Origin of the sequence: Enterocloster sp. OA13, from assembly GCF_022440595.1 — a bacterium.
Lineage (GTDB): Bacteria > Bacillota > Clostridia > Lachnospirales > Lachnospiraceae > Enterocloster > Enterocloster hominis.
In genome coordinates, this window is record NZ_JAKNTF010000001.1 from 5732997 (window position 1) to 5752280 (window position 19284).

Genomic DNA, 19284 nt, shown 5'->3' on the forward strand with positions numbered 1-19284 from the left:
GTATGAGGATACGTGTATATGATAAACATCTGGGAAGCTACTTCCAGTCAGAAGTGTATGCCATAATCAACACAGGATACTATGAAAAATATCTGGTATCGGTCCCCTCTGAAAATGGCGGGTATATGAAGCTATACGACTATCTGGACAAATCGGATAAGAAGCTTCCGGTCCTTGTGAACATGGTTACTCCCCAAGGGCCGGAAGGATGGATTTATAAGAAGACAGAAGATGCAGGACGGCAGTTTAAGGAATACAGGCATGTGCTGGAACATGGTATCCTGTTCTTTGAATACAGAGGATTCCCCTGGCTGTGGGAGGATACAGATACCCTGGGCGCGCTTCTGCGCGGGGAATCTGTCTTGATAAAGGACAGCATGTTCGAAGATCGATTGTATTCGGATACAGCCCTTAAAGGGTGGAACTATGTTAAGACCCAGGAGGACGCAGATGCATTTCAAAGAAGTGTGTGCGGTTTCCATGATGCGGTCATCCGTGGACTGGGTTATGTCAGCGGGGCTTATGTAACTGCGGATAAATGCATGAAACCCCTTGCTGACGTAAGGTGTGTATCCATCCAGATCCAGAGCCAGCAGTGTCAGGATTTTGAGATGATATTTGAGGGGGTGACTGCCCTTAACCTGCGTCCGCCTGGCGACAATTACATGGCGGATATATACGATGCATCGCTTTTTGTACGTGACGCATCCGTGTTCTTCAGTGACAGTTATCTGGAAAAACCGGATATGTCCTATGCAGGAACATGGATTACAGCATACGGATTACGATGGAGATTTACATAAAAGGAAAAAAACACGGATTCAGGCAGATATCACAGGCCGGAACGATTGTTAATAGATTCACGTATAACTGGTTTTTATGAATTTTATGATATTTTTATTGACGGTATCACAAAATAACAAAAGGGTTTTTTTGAAATCAAGCGATAGGATTTTGTATTATTGTTAAATAATATACAAAATCCTGCCGCTCTTTCAATGCTTCATGAGTGAATAATGAATAAGTTATCACAAAAATTGTTAAAAATATATCATTTATTAAATTGAATTTTATTGTCAGTTATGCAATTTTTCTAATGTCTGTTTGTATATTTATTTAGGTATTTATTTAGGTATCTGTTTAGATATCCAACGTGTTATCTTCAAAACCAATCTGGTGTTAGCCATATTTTGCTATATTCTTATAATTTCTCCAGTTCTTTAACTATCACCCTCTATTTCCCCATATTATACCAAATAATACACAAGTAAATTTCATCCATCTAATGTAGCTGCTATTTTTCAGGCTCCATAATCACAGAAAAATAGCCAAAAAAACTTAACAAGCAGAACTATAAAGATAATGTTAATAAAAAATCGATACTAATCAAAATATTATCAAATAAATGTTAAAATATTATTTTAATTGACAGATTAAAATGCCCGGATATAATCAGGTTTAGGCACCGGTCCTGGCCTGGACGGCTGGGGCGGGATGCAAGAATATAAGGGGGTAGCAGTATGTCTACATATTATTTTTTACCTACACGCAATGTTTTTGGTGAAGGCGCGGTTCAGGAGGCCGGGGACCTGGTTAAGAGTTTAGGCGCAAAGAGATGCCTGATTGTAACGGACCGGTATCTGGGACAGATTGGCATGGCGGACAGGGTACGGGAAATCCTGGAAAAGGCAGGGATTGAGGCATGTATTTTTGCGGGGGCAGAGCCGAACCCAACGGATAGGAACGTGGAAGCCGGAGCCAGGTTTTATCAGGAAAATGAATGCAATTCCATCATTTCACTGGGCGGCGGTTCCTCCCATGACTGTGCAAAGGGGATTGGGCTGGTTGCTGCCAACGGCGGAAGGATTGCTGATTTTGAGGGGGTCGATAAGTCTTCAAAACCAATGGTTCCGCTTATGGCCATCAACACCACTGCCGGAACCGCGTCAGAGATAACCAGGTTCTGTATCATCACGGACACTTCCCGCAAGGTAAAGATGGCCATCGTGGACTGGCGGGTCACGCCCCAGATTGCCATCAATGATCCGGAGCTTATGAAGGGTATGCCGCCGTCACTGACCGCATCCACGGGGATGGATGCGCTGACCCATGCCATCGAGGCTTACGTATCCACGGATGCCAATCCGCTGACAGACGCAGCGGCCATCATGGCAATCAAGATGATTGCCCATTACCTACCAAAGGCAGTTGCCAACGGCAATTACATGAAGGCCAGGGATAAGATGGCCTATGCCCAGTACCTGGCGGGAATTGCATTTAACAACGCGTCCCTGGGGTATGTCCATGCCATGGCGCACCAGCTGGGCGGTTTTTATAATCTGCCCCACGGTGTGTGCAATGCAATCCTTCTGCCCTATGTTGAGAGTTATAACCTGATCGGCAATATGAACCGGTTCAGGGATGTGGCCCAGGCAATGGGTGTCCAGGTGGAAGGCATTTCCGTAACCTGTGCGGCTGAAAAGGCAATCGAGGCCATTAAGAAGCTGAGCAGGCAGCTGGAAATCCCATCGGATTTAAAGCAGCTGGGAGTAAAGGAGGAGGACTTCGCAGTCATGGCTGATAATGCCAAGAAGGATGTCTGCCAGCTGACAAACCCAAGGACCGCAACCAGGGAACAGGTCATTGAGATTTACCGCCAGGCGTATGTTGGGGAGTAGAGGGGACAAATGTTAATGCAATATTAACAAAAAGAGTTTGTTAAATAAAAGATTTTTGTTGACTATTGCCTGTCTTATGATATATCATAGTGGCCAGAGGGGTAACACAACCGTATTAATCTTCCGCCAAGGAGGGTTTTTCTGGAAACATGGTGTTTTAGGACAGTGATGGGCTGGCTTTAAAATACATGTTTTTTTTGTGCCCTAAAGTGTGTTTTATAAGCCTGTCCCGATGCTGTACCAAGTGTTGAGAGGAGAGTTTACAATGCATAATGTAGAGCTTAAGGCCAGATACCAGTTGTTCATCGGAGGACAGTGGAAGGATGCTTCTGACGGCAGGACCTTTAAGACATACTGCCCGGCAGACGGGAGCGTGCTGGCAGAGTGTGCGGAGGCAGCAAAGGAGGATGTGGATGAGGCTGTGAAGGCGGCCTGGAAGGCATTTGAGTCCTGGAAGCACGTGACGGTCAATGAAAGAGCTGTTATTTTAAACAGGATTGCAGATATCATTGACGCCAACCGGGAACACCTGGCAATGGTGGAATCCCTGGATAACGGCAAACCGATCAGGGAGACCATGGCCGTGGATATACCTATGTCCGCACAGCATTTCCGTTATTTCGCAGGCTGCATCATGGCGGATGAGGGAAGCGCCAATATGCTTGGGGAAAGCACTTTAAGCCTGATTCTCAGGGAACCAATCGGCGTGGTTGGGCAGATCGTGCCCTGGAACTTCCCGTTCCTCATGGCTGCCTGGAAGCTGGCCCCGGTGCTGGCAAGCGGCTGCTGTACTGTATTTAAGTCCTCCAGCGCCACCCCGTTAAGCGTGCTGGAACTTGCAAGGCTGATCCAGGATGTGCTTCCGGCGGGCGTGTTTAACGTACTGACCGGTTCCGGCTCCAGGTCCGGACAATATATGCTGGAGCATAAGGGCTTCAGGAAACTGGCATTTACCGGATCCACGGAAGTGGGCAGGAATGTTGCCCTGGCGGCTGCGCAGAAGCTGATACCGTCCACCCTGGAACTGGGGGGAAAATCAGCCAATATCTTCTTTGAGGACTGTGACTGGGAGATGGCCATGGACGGCCTGCAGATGGGCATCCTCTTTAACCAGGGCCAGGTGTGCTGCGCAGGCTCCAGGGTATTTGTCCAGGAAAGCATCTATGACAGATTCGTCAAAGAGGCAGTGGAGCGGTTTAACCAGGTCAAGGTGGGCCTTCCGTGGGAAGCAGACACCCAGATGGGAAGCCAGATCAACAAGGCCCAGATGGAAAAAATCCTTCAGTACATAGAAGTCGGAAAGGCGGAAGGCGCAACGGTTCTCTGCGGAGGTGAACAGCTCAAATCCGAGGGACTGGAAAATGGCTGCTTCCTTAAGCCCACCCTCCTTGGAAATGTCACAAACCACATGAGGGTTGCCCAGGAGGAAATCTTCGGGCCGGTTGCCTGCATCCTCAAGTTCAGGACCGAGGATGAGGTGGTTGACATGGCCAATGACAGCGAATACGGCCTGGGAGGAGCCGTATGGACCAGGGACATCAACAGGGCCCTGCGGGTGTCGCGGGCCATTGAGACAGGACGCATGTGGGTGAATACCTATAATGCCATCCCGGAGGGAGCGCCCTTCGGCGGATACAAGGCATCCGGTATTGGACGTGAAACCCATAAGGTCATGCTGGACCATTATACACAGATGAAGAATATCATGATTAATCTTAGTGAAGCCCCAACAGGATTTTATCCTGTGAAATAAAGCAGGGTATTATTATATAGAAGGAAGCGGTTTTGGAACGGGAAGTTCCGGGGCCGTTTCTTTTTGCTTGCAGACCTGTCTCTGTCTTATCTTTAACAATCAAATATTAAAAAAGAAAAAAATTTAAAATATATATTGACATATTTTTAACGAAGGGTTATAATGCAAACAGTGAGATTGTTAATTAATTATCAATAAGAAAAAATACCCCAACCCAAACAGGCTGATGCAGCCCCAATGCATCACAAACACAAGGAAAAATGAAGGAAAAATGGAGGAAAAGGAAATGGCAAAGAAAATCGAGCAGGTTGTTCCGGAAATCATCGACAGCGTGGACGGACTGAATGCAAAAATGAATGCAATGCGCGAAGCACAGAAAATTTTTGCTACTTACACACAGGAGCAGGTAGACAAAATATTCTTCGCAGCTGCCAGCGCGGCTGATAAGATGCGTCTTCCTCTTGCAAAGATGGCAGTGGAAGAGACCGGCATGGGTATTGTGGAAGACAAGGTCATCAAGAACAACTACGCGGCTGAGTACATTTACAATGCATATAAAGATACAAAGACTGTTGGCGTGATTGAGGAAGATAAGGAATACGGAATCAAGAAGATTGCAGAGCCAATCGGCCTGATTGCAGCTGTCATCCCCACCACCAACCCGACTTCAACCGCTATCTTCAAGACACTGATTGCATTGAAGACACGTAACGCAATCATCATTTCCCCACATCCGCGTGCAAAGGGATGCACCATTGCGGCTGCTAAGATTGTCCTGGACGCAGCAGTAAAGGCCGGGGCGCCGGAAGGAATCATCGGCTGGATTGACGTACCTTCACTGGAACTGACCAACGAGGTCATGAGGGATGCCGACTTAATCCTGGCAACAGGCGGACCTGGAATGGTTAAGGCTGCTTACTCTTCAGGAAAACCGGCACTGGGCGTTGGCGCCGGCAACACACCGGTCATCATTGACGAGACAGCCGAAATCAAGATGGCAGTTAACTCCATCATCCATTCCAAGACATTTGACAATGGTATGATCTGTGCTTCCGAGCAGTCCGTGACTGTCCTGGAATCCATTTACAATGAAGTCAGGAAAGAATTTGAATACAGAGGCTGCTATTTCTTAAAGCCAGGCGAGATTGAGAAGGTCCGCAAGACCATCCTGGTGAACGGCGCGCTGAATGCCAAGATTGTTGGACAGAAGGCTGTTACCATTGCCAAGCTTGCCGGTGTGGAAGTTCCGGAAGACACCAAGATCCTGATTGGCGAGGTTGAGTCCGTGGATATCAGCGAAGAGTTCGCACATGAGAAGCTGTCTCCCGTACTGGCCATGTACAAGGCCAAGACATTCGACGAGGCCCTGGATAAGGCAGAGCGTCTGGTGGCAGACGGCGGCTACGGCCACACTGCTTCCCTGTATGTGAATGTCAACGAAGAAGAGAAAATCATGAAGCATGCTTTAAGGATGAAGACCTGCCGTATTGTCATCAATACACCTTCCTCCCACGGCGGCATCGGCGACCTGTACAACTTCAAGCTGGCTCCATCCTTAACACTGGGCTGCGGTTCCTGGGGCGGAAACTCCGTATCTGAGAACGTTGGAGTGAAGCATTTACTGAATATCAAGACCGTTGCTGAAAGGAGAGAGAACATGCTGTGGTTCCGTGCACCTGAGAAAGTATACTTTAAGAAGGGCTGTCTGCCTGTAGCATTAAATGAGTTAAAGGATGTAATGGGCAAGAAGAGGGCATTCATCGTAACCGACTCCTTCCTGTATAAGAATGGATACACCCATGTTATCACAGACCGTCTCAATGATATGGGACTTACCTATACCGTATTCTCCGATGTACAGCCAGACCCAACCCTGGCCAATGCACAGGCTGGTGCAAAGCTTATGAGGGACTTTGAGCCGGACGTAATCATTGCAATGGGCGGCGGTTCCGCAATGGATGCTGCTAAGATCATGTGGGTTCTGTATGAGCATCCGGAAGTGGACTTCATGGACATGGCAATGCGTTTCATCGATATCAGGAAACGTGTATACACATTCCCGAAGATGGGCGAGAAGGCATACTTCATCGCTGTTCCGACTTCCTCCGGTACTGGCTCCGAGGTTACACCTTTCGCAGTTATCACAGACCAGGAGACCGGCATCAAATATCCGCTGGCTGACTATGCCCTCCTGCCCAACATGGCAATTGTGGACACAGACAATATGATGAGCCAGCCAAGAGGACTGACAAGCGCATCCGGCGTTGACGTCCTGACCCATGCACTTGAGGCATACGCTTCCGTCATGGCTACCGATTACACGGACGGCCTTGCACTTAAGGCCATGAAGAATGTATTTGACTACCTGCCGACTGCTTACAATGAGCCGACTAACGTAGAGGCACGTCAGAAGATGGCTGATGCTTCCTGCATGGCTGGTATGGCATTTGCCAACGCATTCCTGGGAGTGTGCCACTCCATGGCACATAAGCTGGGCGCTTTCCACCACCTGCCACACGGTGTTGCAAACGCACTGTTAATCTCCCTGGTCATCGACTTCAACGCTGCTGAGAACCCACGCAAGATGGGCACCTTCTCACAGTACCAGTATCCACATACACAGGCAAGGTATGCAGAGTGCGCAAGATTCTGCGGAATCCAGGCCAAGGATGATGCTGAGGCAGTTAAGAAGCTGATTGAGAAGACTGAGGAACTTAAGAAAGCCGTTGGAATCAAGTCCTGCATTAAGGATTACGGCATTGATGAGAAAGACTTCTTAGACAGGCTGGATGACATGGTTGAGCAGGCATTCGATGACCAGTGTACTGGTGCCAACCCAAGATATCCTCTTATGAGCGAGATTAAAGAAATGTACTTAAAAGCTTACTACGGTAAATAATTCGTACCCATCATGGGTAAATACCTTTATCCTTTGTGTTTGGAACAGGCCGTCTGTCATATGACAGGCGGCCTGTTCATGCTTTTATTCAAGTCTCTATAATTCCTTTGTATTCACGGAAATTCCTTCGAAAAAAGATTCATAATTGATGTTAAATATTTCCTTCATGGCGGCCAGCTCGGAAACTCGGATATTATAAGTACCGCCCTCAATCTGCGAGTATATGCTGCGTGAAATATTGATGCCCATGAGCTGCATCTTGGCTGTTACCTGCTCCTGGGTCATGTGGGACTGCAGGCGGTATTTGCGGATGTTTGGTCCGATCCTGAAATCCTGCTTTATTTTTTGTTCCATGGCACCCTCCATAATATGCAAGAAATAGGTTGCACTTCCTTGATTTTACGATAAATGTCGTATATAATTGCAATGTATAGGTTGCACAGGAGAAATTGAAAATATAGATGCTGAAATGCGGAATAGGAGTTATGAATGAAGCCGGAGAAAAACCAGGGGGGTTTGTTAATCAGACTGCAGGAATTAGCGGGCTGCCAGTATTTATCGGACCTCCATAATAGTTTTTACATAGAAGATGTGCTGTATGCACTCCGTAGGATTAATATAGCTTCTTATTCCCTGGATGAGTGGAGGGAAGCCATCCGGTATATCCTGGGGGAGGATTTGGAATGCAGGTCTGGGGGGGAGGCAGTGGAGGTGTTGATTAAGAAGTTGAGGGATGTTTAGATTGTTTTTTGGTGAGGGGGACGTCCGGGGAGCGGGGCAGGACGGGCGGCGGCGGATAGGACGCTGAGTTCCGGAGGATGCAGCTTCTAAGGGGCTGACAGGCAAAAAGACGGGGGATCGGTGCTATTCGCTGAGAAACTCTGAAGAGCTTTCTCAGCTCAGACCACCTTGAGTTCTGGCTTTGATGCTAGTGCTGCCTGGCTCAAAAGGTCCTACAGCCAGTACCTGCTATCTACACCAGGAGCACGTCTGTAAAGCTAGCCGTAGAACCACTACGCCGTCACATTACAGACGCACTCCTGATGCAGATATCAGACACTGGCTGCAGGACCTTTTGAGCCAGACAACACTAACTCACCCCCGCCTTTTTGCCTGCCACCCCCTAAGAAGCTACATCCTCCGGAACTCAGCGTCCTATCCGCCGCCGCCCGCCCTGCCCCGCTCCCCGCCCTGCGTATCCCAACCGCTAGATGAGCGGAATAACCCTGTGGATAAATAAAATGTCTGTTTCAATGGCTCCGATTACAGGAAAAAGTCCGGCGGATTTCTGAGTGAGAATTCCGCTGGCTTCTGGAAGGGCTATCCATCGACCAGCCAAAAGCAGTAAAGAAACTAAGACCATAAAGTGTCCTGTAAGTGTCAGAATCTCCCATATTCACTGGAGGCTCTGGCACTTGTGTATTATACTGGGAACAGGAAAAAGCAAAGGTTATGACAGGTCATGTATACAGAAAAGCAGACATCCCCAATGCCTTATCCTGTCATCCAGCATTCCTATGCATCCCCATCTATAATAGCCTGGGACTGGCTGTTTTCATAACCACTATCTTATTTGACGGTTACAAAATATCTCATAACATGGTATTTATTCTTTAGAGGAAGCAGTTGCTATTGTTAGCTTCTTTAAGCTATACGGTGGCTATATCTAGGAGATGGACTAAATATATGTAAGAATATATAGGAACTGGAGGGGAATTGAAGAAGATATACATTGTTTTATTGCTGGCTTTTTTCCATGACCTGCTGTAACTGCGCCCGGCAGAGTAATAAGATTAAACCGGAAATAGGAAATTTTGATTTACCTGAACCGGATTTACTTGGAGGATGGCTTGGTTCTTATGAGCAAAATGGGATTCTGCGGGATAAGATAAGTGGCAGTTTGATATTGATAGCTGGCAACCGGGGGTATGGGAAGATAATAATCAGGGGCAGATAACTAGTGTACTGACACGATGACTTCTGGTAAAACTCCGCAGGATATTTTTCTGAGAGTGCAGGTCAAAAAACGGAGGCGTAGCGGGCTACGCTGAGTATTTTTGACCTGTGCTATCAGGAAAATAGACAAGGAGGTTTGCCTGAATGTCATCGTGTCAGTACACTAGCTTCTATTCAGAAGGAATAATAACCGGATGGGGCAATCCGCAGAAGGAGAAGTTGGTACAGATAGAATCTTCCTATCTGGATGATGGGATTCCTGAACTGCTAATCAGAGGATCTTCTATTGATTCAGGTAAATATGCCAATTATGATAGTGATGGAATTGTACAGAAGGGTTCAGGGGAGCTGATGGAAGCAAGGTGATTGTTAACGAGGCGGCCAAGTCCGAATATGAAGAAATATGGAACAGTAAGACTGAACCTGAACGATACACAATCACCGAGGATGAGGTTTCGACGGTGATTTATGGTAAATCATGAAGGAACCAAAAAAACAACTATTTTATCATGATTATTATTTTCTAAGCTATTTCCAGTCCATAGCTGCACACGCGTATACCGCAGTATCGATTGGTAAAACTTGTTCATTGAAACATACTTTAGGATTATGATGTGCATAGATATTGTCCGAATCGACTTTAGCTCCTATCATAAAATAAGAAGATGGTACTTTATTTGCAAACACTGCAAAATCATCAGAACCAGTTGTGTGTAACCCAGATACCATGTTAAATTCGGTATTCATAGAACTTAACGCCGTAGCAATTTTCATATTTCTTTTTTCATCACAGCAGAGTACGGGTATATCTGTTAAGACATCTACCTTACTTTCTGCATGAAAAGCATTGGAAATATTATTTACAATTTCCTCAATTCTCGTAATTAAATGTTGTTTTATTTCACTGTCAAATGTGCGGAGTGTTCCTTGTAAAACCGCTGTTTCCGGAATAATATTATTTACTGTTCCAGAGCTAAATTGTCCTATTGTCAAAGTTACTTCTTTACTAGGGGGACATTCGCGTGCAATGAGCTCCTGCAAGGCCTGATAAATATGAACCCCAACATTGATAGGGTCTATTCCATTCTGGGGCATAGCACCATGTGTACCTTTTCCTGTTATTGTTATCTTGAAGCCAAAGACAGATGTTCCTGTCATAGTTCCATAAGCGATTGTTCCTACGGGAATAACGGACGCTACATGAGTTGCAAAAGCTGCGTCTACTTTAGGATTTTCCAATGCCCCTTCAGCAATAACCGCATTGGCTCCCTCGAACGTTTCTTCTCCAGGCTGAAATAATAGTTTTATTCTTCCTTTTAAATCTTTTTCGTGCTTTTTTAATATTTTGGCAGCTCCTAACAATGCGGTCGTATGTATATCATGTCCGCAAGCGTGCATATTACCATTTTGCGAAGCAAAAGACAGTTGGCTTTCTTCACGCATAGGAAGTCCGTCCATATCTGCTCTAAGAAGTAAACATTTATCCCCAGTACCTAGATGACCAATAACACAATTTCCGTTGACTTTTGTTTCAAATGGAATATCCCATTCTGTCAATTTTTTTTTCACAAGAGAAACTGTTTTAGGAAGTTCAAGTCCCAATTCAGGTACTTTGTGAAGTTCTCTGCGCCATTCTATAAGTTCATCACACATTTCTTTGCTTTCAGCATAAATTGAAGAATACATATTTTCACTCTCTTTCTTGAAATTCTTACGATAATTATTTTATCCCATTTTCATATGTTTGTCTTGTAGTATAGTTTTATATCTGTTATAACATATACATTATAACTGAAAGGGAATCAAAATATGGAAATACATCATTTTAAACAACTTATTACTATTTCTCAATGCGGTTCAATTAACAGTGCTTCACAAAGACTGTACATTTCTCAACCCTCACTAAACAATATCGTAAAACGATGTGAGCAAGAATTAGGATTTATCGTTTTCATTAGGACACCAAAAGGAGTTAAATTAACAGAAAAGGGGGAGAAGTTTATTGAAATAGCTCAAAATATTATTGAAGAATATAAAAAAATAGAAGCATTGTCCTCCACTAATAAAGCGGTTTCTATTTCATTTATTTTTTTATCATATATTCTTGAAGCACTTCTTAAATTTCAAGACCAGGGATTTTTACTTTCTGATATGCTTCGCAGGACAGTGCCATTTGAAACAATAAATGATGTCATATATCAAAAAGTCCGTATAGGGATGATGCCAGTATATCAAGCAGATTTAAACGGATTTGCAGAGGAAATAAAGCAGTATAATTTGCAGTATCTTATGCTTTTTGAAGCCATACAAATATACGCTATTGTTAGTAAGACTCATCCCCTTGCTGACAAAAAAAGTATTTCTATCAGTGAAACCCTTGAATATCCTTTAACTTATTATACAGCAGTACCTGAAAAATCCGTACTTAGAACTATATATGACTCTAAGCGTTCTCTAAAAGTACAGAATAGAGATGAATTATTTTTAGTACTGAAAAATAACAAACATTTTTCTCTTTTAACCCTTACACCTAATTCAAAAAATCCAGAATTTTATTATATTCCGATAATAGATAATGAGTTCAAAATGAATATATGTGCGATTTTTCTTTCTGATACTACACTTACTAAACAAGAAATTGAGCTGATTGAATTTTTAAAAAATACAGTACATTTCATATAATTTCGGTTTTATTATAAGTCCTTGGTTTATGTGCAAAAAGGAAGATTCTTTATTAAAAGCGCATGCAGATAAGTCTAAAAAACAATTCCAAAAAATCAAGTACACCAGTAAAAGATCCAGACACACCCAAGCCCGCGACCCATCCCCATTCCACTCACGGACGGATGCACCTCACTCTCCGCAACCTTCAATCCCAATCACCCCATAAAACAACTCATGCTGTCTCCCCACCCTCTCCCGCACCTGTCTCACAAAGGATTCCGGTCCCATCACCTGTACCACCGGGCCGAAGGAGAGGATATCGATAAGAAGCTCTGTTTCATCCGCCAGGTCATAGTAAATGGAGCAGAGCCAGCATTTGCAGTCCTCATCGTATTCTGTGTGCTTTTCATAGTTGGCAAAGTGGAGCATGCACCGCTCCAGGGAGTTGCGCTCGCCGCTGATTTTAAGAAGGACTGGTTCCGGGGCTTTCTGCACGGGCTTAAAACGGAATGATTCAAGCGCATGTACGCCGTCAGGGACAGTGACAGGCGGTTCGGGGGACAGGCGGCACTGTTTGATGCGGCTCAGATTCAACAGGGTGTTGCGGCAGAAACGGCCGTGGCTGTGCTGGAGACAGCATAGGCGGAACTTGTCATCCTTGGAAGAATACTGAAGCTGGTAAGGGAGTACCTCGAAGGTGTGGGTGCGCCCTTTTTTGCCCTCATAGGCAGTTAACAGGATCCGGTGTTCCCTCAGTGCGGTCAGGATTATGCGGAAATGTTCCCTGTATTCCGGTGAACCGTAAGGGTCCCCGTCCTTATACCTGTCAAAGTAATAGAAATCCCCTTCATTATATAGGGGCTGGGTGTCTGCGAGGAGCTGTTCCAGGACGGCTGATTCCGCGTCGCTTAAAAACAGATGGATCCTGGGGTCTGACAGAAGGGAACGCAGCCAGGCTTTCTGGAGACTGGTCAGGGGCAGGGGGCAGGGCGGGGTGTGGAGCCGGGACGTGTAGGTGCGGAGGTCATTTTCCTGGAATAAGGGCCATGTGCCGTCCTTTATCTTGGGGAGGATGGCAAGGGCGCTTTCCTGAAATCCCAGGGTCCTGCATATGTCCTCCATATCCTGCCTGGTAAGGGGATGGTCCGCGGCCTGGCTCAGCATTTGGCGGATGATATGGTAATAACAGCCGTATATTTTATCAAATAGTTCCAAGTCTTTCACCTTCCTTCTGATGGAGTGGGGCCTGCTAGGATATCGTTACTGCTGGACATCCTCATTCCTGGACATTTTCACTGCTGGACATCCTCATTCCTGGACATTTTTACTTTTGGACATCCTCACTCCCGGACATCCTCACTCCCGGACATCTTCCCCACAGTACATCTGGTACATCTTTTCCCAGTCATGGGTTATCTTAGCGATGGAGAACTCATCCGTTCCCTGTATGTCCAGGATCCTTCCTGTAAATGTCTTGATCCAGGACAGCATTTCATTGGTATCAAAGAACATACCGCTGTACATGTATTCATTCTCCCGTATTTTCATGACCTGGCCGCCCCGGCCCTCGCGGTAGAGGCGGTTCAGGATATAAGGTTCCTTTTCCTCGTCAATGGAGAGTTTGATGCAGACTTCCTGCAGGCGGCTGCGGCCGCTGCCAAAGGATACGCCCCAGCATTTTTCCTGATTCTGCTCCAGGTCCCTCAGTACCTTGCTGTAAGCTTCATATGGTTCCCCTGGGACCACCTTCTGTATGGAATCCAGGCGGGCGTTGCTGAACCTGCGCAGTTCAGGGTGGTAGAGGCACAGGTACCTGCGGCCGGTCTGGGTGCTGACAAGGATTTTAAGGGGGACGCAGGTGTGGATGCTTACTGCGTTGCTGCGGCTGCTTTTATTTTCATATGTAATCATGCGCTGGCTGTGGATGGCGGCAAGGATATCGGCCAGGACGCCGTCTTCCAGGGTGTGGACGATGAAGTGGTGCTTGAACTGGAACAGGCTGTTGCGGCGGTCTTCCCGGTCCAGGATGGTGCTCCCGATAAAGCCAAAGGGCGCGGCTTCCTGGAAGAATTCCATGGCGTCCATGAGATGGGACCATGCCGTATCATCCATGGGAAGCTGGGGGAACAGGGTGTAAACCAGGTTCCTGCCTGATTTCACGGAGCGCAGGATTCCCAGGTTTTCATATTCCTTTAATTTAAGACGGACGGTCTGGCTGTCAAACACCACGCCGTAGGATCTGGATATCTCATCACAGAGCGCGGCTGCCGTCATGCCCTCAGGGACATCGTGCAGCAGGTCCAGGATGAAGGAATGCAGCATCAGGTCATTGTCCGTAAAGCTTTTGGACTTCCACGCAGCGTAAAGGGGATTCTGGGAAATGGTCTTGCTGTCCACATTGATATACACATGCTTGCCTTTTGAGGTGTAGTCCGACCGGGTGTAATCTGCCAGCCAGCTTTCAATCCTGCGCCGTTCATTGTCATATGTCCTGGGGCTTTTGTCCTGGAAATCATTCCTGACCTTAAAGCCATATACATAGAACTGGCGCATATAATCACGTATCCTGTCAAAATTCTTGATTAATTCCTGAAATTCAGCCATAGCGCCCCTTCTGCCCGGTATGCGCGGGGAAATGCCCCCTGCGCCGAGGGCCTGAAACATTTTACCAGGGCGTGTTTGAAAATTCATTACCGCCATCTGCACGCCCCACTTCGCGGTATATTTGGTCCCAATTCGGTCAACGTAGCCCGCTACGCCTCCCTCATCGGGACCAAATCTCCCACAAAGTGGGACGCACAGCTGACGGAAAGCAATTTTCAAACACACCCTAATATGATTATAAATGGTAAAACTGGAAGTTCGCAACTTTTTTTAAATGATTTCCGGGCCTGGATTGGATATCATATGGGTGTAAGCAGAATACATACGCAAATATATGAGGATTACAAATATAAATTGGAAGGAAGTGAGATATATGTTTGTGATGTATGAGAAAGAAAATATGAGGTTTCCGGTAAGGGTGTGGTTAAAGGAACGCGATTCGCTGGAAAAGAGCTGCATGGAACAGGCATATCATCTGTCAAGGCTTCCGTTCCTTCATAAGTGGGTCAGCCTGATGCCGGACACCCACGCGGGCATGGGAATGCCCATAGGAGGCGTCATTGCCACCGAGGGCGTGGTGATACCCAATGCGGTGGGCGTGGATATCGGCTGCGGCATGGCCTATACGCAGACCAACATAAGGGTGGCTGATATAAAGGAGATCATGACCGGAAACGGTTCCTTAATCCAGGCCATGATAGGGGATATCATGAGAAATGTTCCGGTGGGATTTGCCCACCATAAGACGGAGATGCCCTGTTATACCATGGAAAATGCATACAATGAGCTGGAACGCTATGAGGAGGACGAGGAGTTACTTGGACAGCTGGAAGCAGGATTTTACCAGATTGGGACGTTAGGAGGCGGAAACCACTTCATTGAGCTTCAGGAGGACAACGAGGGATACCTCTGTGTGATGATCCATTCGGGAAGCCGCCATATAGGAAAGTCCGTATGCGATTATTTCCATAATAAGGCAAGGGAACTGAACCGGAGATGGTACAGCGATGTGCCGGATGAATACCGCCTGGCCTTCCTGCCCACGGACAGCCATGAGGGAAAGCAGTACCTGAACTGGATGCAGCTGTCCATGGATTTTGCAAGGGAGAACCGGGAAAAGATGATGCTGGCCGTAAAGGCGGTGCTGGAGAAATACATTGGCAAGTATACGGATTTCAATCTGGAGTTTTCCGGGGATATCAACTGCCATCACAACTATGCCGCCCTTGAACACCATTACGATAAGGACGTATGGGTGCACAGGAAAGGGGCTGTCCGGGCAGGGAACGGGGAAATGGCTGTGATTCCGGGCGCCATGGGTTCCTACAGCTATGTGGTCATGGGAAAAGGGAATCCTGAGAGCTTCTGCTCTTCCTCCCATGGAGCCGGACGCCGCTATTCCAGAAAGGGCGCCATGGCGGCATTTTCCTGTGAGGAGGTCATACTGGATCTGCAGAAACAGGGCGTCATCCTGGGGAAGAAAGGTAAGGCGGACGTGGCGGAAGAGAGCCGCTTTGCCTACAAGGATATAGAAGAGGTCATGGACTGCCAGCAGGATCTGGTGGTTCCGGTCAAACGGCTTAAGACCATTGGAGTTGTTAAAGGGTAGGCAGGCTGATATCAGGCAGGGCATTCCGTTGGGCAGCGAACCTGCCCTGGCGTCCGCCGGTGCCCGCGCCCCTGGCGCAGGGTATGCCGTCAATCTGCTTTTGTTCATTATAAAATGATGTGACGCGGGTTCAAATCCCGCTGCACCGGGGCAGGACTGTTCCGCTGCATAGCTAAGTGGTATAGCAATCATTAGGAAAACACAAAAAACGTGTTTCTCACCCAAAGGGAAAAGGAATGCCTGGGCCTTGCCGCACCCGGGGGCTGCATGTGGATGCACATGTAAGCGCCGGGCAAGGCAGTCCATGTCCGGCCAGTGTCTGTCCGGATACCGGAGGCAGCCCCTTAAGGACCAGGACAGGGAGGTAAGTCCCATCCCTGCCTGCCCTTATCCGGCTGCCTGCTCAAGGACGGACCCGCTGCACATGGATATGGGACCAGGCACGGCCTTTTCTTTTACTAATTCAATAACTGTCATGTTAAATCACATGTCATCCGTGATAATCAGCGTCTGAAGGGAGGATAAAGTAAGATGGGTATTATCAGACAATATATAATTAAGGACCAGGAATGCGGTTACCTTACAAAAAACGGTAAGTTCATAAAGCTTCTGACCGCAGGTAAATATTCCTTTGTAAAAGCCCTGGGGTATGAGGTGGATATCGTCCCCATGACCGGAGAGGTCAGGACCTGTGGTATTCCCGAGGAAATACTGATGGGCGATAGGGAGTTTGCGGACCGGGTGGTGAAGAACGTGCTGCCGGATGAGTGCATTGCCCTGCGGTTCGTGAATAAGGCGTACAGGGAGGTCCTGACAAAGCCTGAATCCTTGTTCTGGAATGTATTTGAGGAAAATGAATTCCGGAACATAGACATCACCAGGCCGTGCATGGAGGAAAGCCTGCCCAGGTTCTATATGGACCTGATGCCTGCCAGATACTATAAGAAAATCACCATCAAGGATGGTGAGACCGGACTGCTCTATTATGATAACAGGTATGAGAAACGTCTGGAGACGGGAACTTATTATTTCTGGAATTATGGGAAAGAGGTGACCTGTAAGATATTCAATATGAAGATCCAGCAGCTGGATATATCCGGCCAGGAAATCCTTACGGCGGATAAGGTGGCGGTGCGCCTGAATGTCATCTGCAATTACAGGATTGTGAACCCGGAAAAGCTGGTGCGCCAGGTGGAGGGAGCGGCGTCCCAGATTTATACCTGCGTACAGCTGAAGCTGCGGGAGTATGTGGGAAGATACCGTCTGGATGAGCTTCTGGCCCAGAAAGAGGAAATCGGCGCCTATGTGCTGGAGCGTCTGAAGGAGTATCAGGAGGAGTACTGTGTGGAGATTACAGGCGCAGGTATCAAGGATATCATCCTTCCCGGGGAAATACGGGAAATCATGAACACGGTGCTGATTGCTGAGAAAAAGGCCCAGGCCAATGTCATCATGAGAAGGGAGGAGGTGGCTTCCACCAGAAGCCTTTTGAACACGGCAAAACTCATGGATGAGAACAGGACATTGTTCAAACTCAAGGAGATGGAATATCTGGAGCGCATCTGCGATAAGGTTGGGAATATTTCCCTGAATGGAGGGAAAGGGGTGCTGGAACAGCTTGCAGAGCTGGCTGGAACAGAAAAACATTGACTTTAACAAGTTAACTTGTTATACTTTTTGTTAAAGTGTTTGTCTGGAAAATAAAGGCATCCCCAACACTTCATACATAAACCTAGGAGGGCGAATTAATGTCATATGTTGATGAGATTTACGAGAGAGTAGTATCGCAGAACCCGGGCGAGCCCGAGTTCCATCAGGCAGTCAAAGAAGTTCTGGATTCCCTGAGGCTGGTTATTGACGCCAACGAGGAAAAGTACCGCAAGGCCGGTATCCTGGAGCGCTTCGTTGAACCGGAGAGAATCATTTCCTTCAGGGTACCGTGGGTGGACGATAACGGCAAGGTACAGGTGAACAAGGGCTACAGGGTACAGTTCAACAGCGCCATCGGTTCCTACAAGGGCGGATTACGTTTCCATCCATCTGTAAACCAGAGCATCCTTAAGTTCCTGGGATTTGAGCAGACCCTTAAGAACTCCCTGACCGGCCTTCCCATGGGCGGCGGCAAGGGCGGTTCCAATTTTGACCCCAAGGGTAAATCTGAACGTGAGGTAATGGCATTCTGCCAGAGCTTCATGACAGAGCTGTACCGCCATATCGGCAAGGATACCGACATCCCTGCAGGCGATATCGGCGTAGGCGGAAGAGAAGTGGGATACCTGTTCGGACAGTATAAGAGGATTACCGGATTATACGAAGGCGTGCTGACCGGAAAGGGCCTGACCTTTGGCGGTTCCCTGGCCAGGACACAGGCAACGGGTTACGGCCTGGTATATATCCTGGATGAGATGTTAAAGCACAACGGCAAGGAACTGGCAGGCAAGACCGTGCTTGTATCCGGTTCCGGCAACGTGGCAATCTACGCAACGGAGAAGGCACAGCAGTTAGGCGCCAAGGTAGTTGCTTTAAGTGATTCCAACGGTTATATCTATGATAAGGACGGCATTCAGCTGGATGTTGTTAAGGAGATTAAGGAAGTGCGCAGAGGACGTATCAAGGATTATGTGGATGCTGTCCCGACTGCTGTCTATACAGAGGGCAAGGGTATCTGGACCATTCCATGTGACATCGCCCTTCCATGTGCAACCCAGAACGAGCTGAACCTGGAGGATGCCAAGACACTTCTGGCTAACGGATGTTTTGCAGTGGCAGAGGGCGCCAACATGCCTTCCACCCTGGAAGCAACCGAACTGTTCGTGGAGAAGAAAATCCTGTTCATGCCAGGCAAGGCGGCCAACGCAGGCGGCGTAGCCACCTCAGGCCTTGAGCAGAGCCAGAACGCCCTCAGGATGTCCTGGTCCTTTGAGGAAGTGGATGAAAAGCTTCACACCATCATGGTCAACATCTTTGCAAAGGCAGCGGATGCCGCTGAAAGATACGGGGTTGCAGGCAATTATGTTGCAGGCGCCAACATCGCCGGATTTGAGAAGGTGGTTGAGGCCATGCTTGGACAGGGGATTGTGTAAACAAAGTGCAGTATCAGCTTTTTGATGGACAGATGATA

At 47.3% G+C, this 19284-nt stretch carries 15 protein-coding genes; 11 read left to right on the top strand and 4 right to left on the bottom strand.

Going from position 1 to position 19284, the window contains the following annotated elements; all coding sequences use genetic code 11:
* The first annotated feature begins 2 nt into the window (after positions 1–2).
* From MCJ35_RS25685 to adhE, 4 genes are all read left to right on the top strand, one after another.
* On the top strand, positions 3–803 hold the full coding sequence (locus tag MCJ35_RS25685) for a hypothetical protein (protein WP_025484593.1): 801 nt from the start codon (positions 3–5) through the stop codon (positions 801–803).
* A 717-nt stretch (positions 804–1520) separates the two neighbouring features.
* The gene (locus MCJ35_RS25690; protein WP_130790427.1) at positions 1521–2678 is read left to right on the top strand and encodes an iron-containing alcohol dehydrogenase; all 1158 of its coding nucleotides are present in this window, start codon (positions 1521–1523) and stop codon (positions 2676–2678) included.
* 265 nt (positions 2679–2943) lie between these two features.
* Entirely contained in the window at positions 2944–4431 is a 1488-nt protein-coding gene (locus tag MCJ35_RS25695; RefSeq protein ID WP_025484591.1) for an aldehyde dehydrogenase family protein, read from the top strand.
* Between the two features lie 286 nt (positions 4432–4717).
* Positions 4718–7330, top strand: a complete 2613-nt coding sequence (gene adhE, locus MCJ35_RS25700) for a bifunctional acetaldehyde-CoA/alcohol dehydrogenase (RefSeq protein WP_025484590.1) — start codon at positions 4718–4720, stop codon at positions 7328–7330.
* A 96-nt stretch (positions 7331–7426) separates the two neighbouring features.
* On the opposite strand, the gene MCJ35_RS25705 is transcribed toward adhE, so the two are convergent.
* The gene (locus tag MCJ35_RS25705; protein WP_008723183.1) at positions 7427–7684 is read right to left on the bottom strand and encodes a helix-turn-helix domain-containing protein; all 258 of its coding nucleotides are present in this window, start codon (positions 7682–7684) and stop codon (positions 7427–7429) included.
* A gap of 135 nt (positions 7685–7819) precedes the next feature.
* Between MCJ35_RS25705 and MCJ35_RS25710 the strand changes: the two genes are divergently transcribed.
* Together MCJ35_RS25710 and MCJ35_RS25715 are read left to right on the top strand one after the other, a co-directional pair.
* Positions 7820–8071, top strand: a complete 252-nt coding sequence (locus MCJ35_RS25710; protein WP_025484588.1) for a hypothetical protein — start codon at positions 7820–7822, stop codon at positions 8069–8071.
* Between the two features lie 1359 nt (positions 8072–9430).
* A complete protein-coding gene (locus MCJ35_RS25715; RefSeq protein WP_025484587.1) occupies positions 9431–9652 on the top strand; it encodes a hypothetical protein in 222 nt (73 codons plus the stop codon).
* Positions 9653–9814: 162 nt separating this feature from the next.
* Here the strand turns inward: MCJ35_RS25715 and MCJ35_RS25720 are convergent, their stop codons facing one another.
* On the bottom strand, positions 9815–10972 hold the full coding sequence (locus tag MCJ35_RS25720; RefSeq protein ID WP_034577158.1) for a M20 metallopeptidase family protein: 1158 nt from the start codon (positions 10970–10972) through the stop codon (positions 9815–9817).
* Positions 10973–11095: 123 nt separating this feature from the next.
* On the opposite strand from MCJ35_RS25720, the gene MCJ35_RS25725 reads away from it, so the two are divergent.
* Complete coding sequence (locus MCJ35_RS25725; RefSeq protein WP_025484584.1) at positions 11096–11968, top strand: LysR family transcriptional regulator; 873 nt, start codon at positions 11096–11098, stop codon at positions 11966–11968.
* Between the two features lie 171 nt (positions 11969–12139).
* Here the strand turns inward: MCJ35_RS25725 and MCJ35_RS25730 are convergent, their stop codons facing one another.
* Both MCJ35_RS25730 and MCJ35_RS25735 read right to left on the bottom strand, forming a co-directional pair.
* Entirely contained in the window at positions 12140–13165 is a 1026-nt protein-coding gene (locus MCJ35_RS25730; RefSeq protein WP_025484583.1) for a WYL domain-containing protein, read from the bottom strand.
* Between the two features lie 141 nt (positions 13166–13306).
* Positions 13307–14779, bottom strand: a complete 1473-nt coding sequence (locus MCJ35_RS25735; protein ID WP_353656089.1) for a DUF6783 domain-containing protein — start codon at positions 14777–14779, stop codon at positions 13307–13309.
* Between MCJ35_RS25735 and MCJ35_RS32365 the strand changes: the two genes are divergently transcribed.
* The 4 genes from MCJ35_RS32365 (at position 14672) to gdhA (ending at position 19246) form a co-directional block, all read left to right on the top strand.
* Positions 14672–14944 (top strand): DUF6783 domain-containing protein, encoded by a 273-nt coding sequence (locus MCJ35_RS32365; protein WP_353656132.1) that lies wholly within the window; start codon positions 14672–14674, stop codon positions 14942–14944. The genes MCJ35_RS25735 and MCJ35_RS32365 overlap by 108 nt on opposite strands.
* On the top strand, positions 14928–16163 hold the full coding sequence (locus MCJ35_RS25740; RefSeq protein ID WP_025484580.1) for an RtcB family protein: 1236 nt from the start codon (positions 14928–14930) through the stop codon (positions 16161–16163). Before MCJ35_RS32365 ends, MCJ35_RS25740 begins: the two co-directional genes overlap by 17 nt.
* Positions 16164–16694: 531 nt before the next feature.
* The gene (locus MCJ35_RS25745) at positions 16695–17813 is read left to right on the top strand and encodes a slipin family protein (RefSeq protein WP_034577137.1); all 1119 of its coding nucleotides are present in this window, start codon (positions 16695–16697) and stop codon (positions 17811–17813) included.
* A 98-nt stretch (positions 17814–17911) separates the two neighbouring features.
* Positions 17912–19246, top strand: a complete 1335-nt coding sequence (gdhA, locus tag MCJ35_RS25750; protein ID WP_025484575.1) for an NADP-specific glutamate dehydrogenase — start codon at positions 17912–17914, stop codon at positions 19244–19246.
* Positions 19247–19284 lie beyond the last annotated feature (38 nt).

Excerpts from the sequence above, each read along its gene's own strand:
- MCJ35_RS25695 (WP_025484591.1), top strand. The coding sequence starts at position 2,944 with ATGCATAATGTAGAGCTTAAGGCCAGATACCAGTTGTTCATCGGAGGA.
- adhE (WP_025484590.1), top strand. The coding sequence starts at position 4,718 with ATGGCAAAGAAAATCGAGCAGGTTGTTCCGGAAATCATCGACAGCGTG.
- MCJ35_RS25745 (WP_034577137.1), top strand. The coding sequence starts at position 16,695 with ATGGGTATTATCAGACAATATATAATTAAGGACCAGGAATGCGGTTAC.
- MCJ35_RS25705 (WP_008723183.1), bottom strand. The coding sequence starts at position 7,684 with ATGGAACAAAAAATAAAGCAGGATTTCAGGATCGGACCAAACATCCGC.
- MCJ35_RS25715 (WP_025484587.1), top strand. The coding sequence starts at position 9,431 with ATGTCATCGTGTCAGTACACTAGCTTCTATTCAGAAGGAATAATAACC.
- MCJ35_RS25690 (WP_130790427.1), top strand. The coding sequence starts at position 1,521 with ATGTCTACATATTATTTTTTACCTACACGCAATGTTTTTGGTGAAGGC.
- MCJ35_RS25685 (WP_025484593.1), top strand. The coding sequence starts at position 3 with ATGAGGATACGTGTATATGATAAACATCTGGGAAGCTACTTCCAGTCA.
- MCJ35_RS25740 (WP_025484580.1), top strand. The coding sequence starts at position 14,928 with ATGTTTGTGATGTATGAGAAAGAAAATATGAGGTTTCCGGTAAGGGTG.
- MCJ35_RS25725 (WP_025484584.1), top strand. The coding sequence starts at position 11,096 with ATGGAAATACATCATTTTAAACAACTTATTACTATTTCTCAATGCGGT.
- MCJ35_RS25710 (WP_025484588.1), top strand. The coding sequence starts at position 7,820 with ATGAAGCCGGAGAAAAACCAGGGGGGTTTGTTAATCAGACTGCAGGAA.
- MCJ35_RS25720 (WP_034577158.1), bottom strand. The coding sequence starts at position 10,972 with ATGTATTCTTCAATTTATGCTGAAAGCAAAGAAATGTGTGATGAACTT.
- gdhA (WP_025484575.1), top strand. The coding sequence starts at position 17,912 with ATGTCATATGTTGATGAGATTTACGAGAGAGTAGTATCGCAGAACCCG.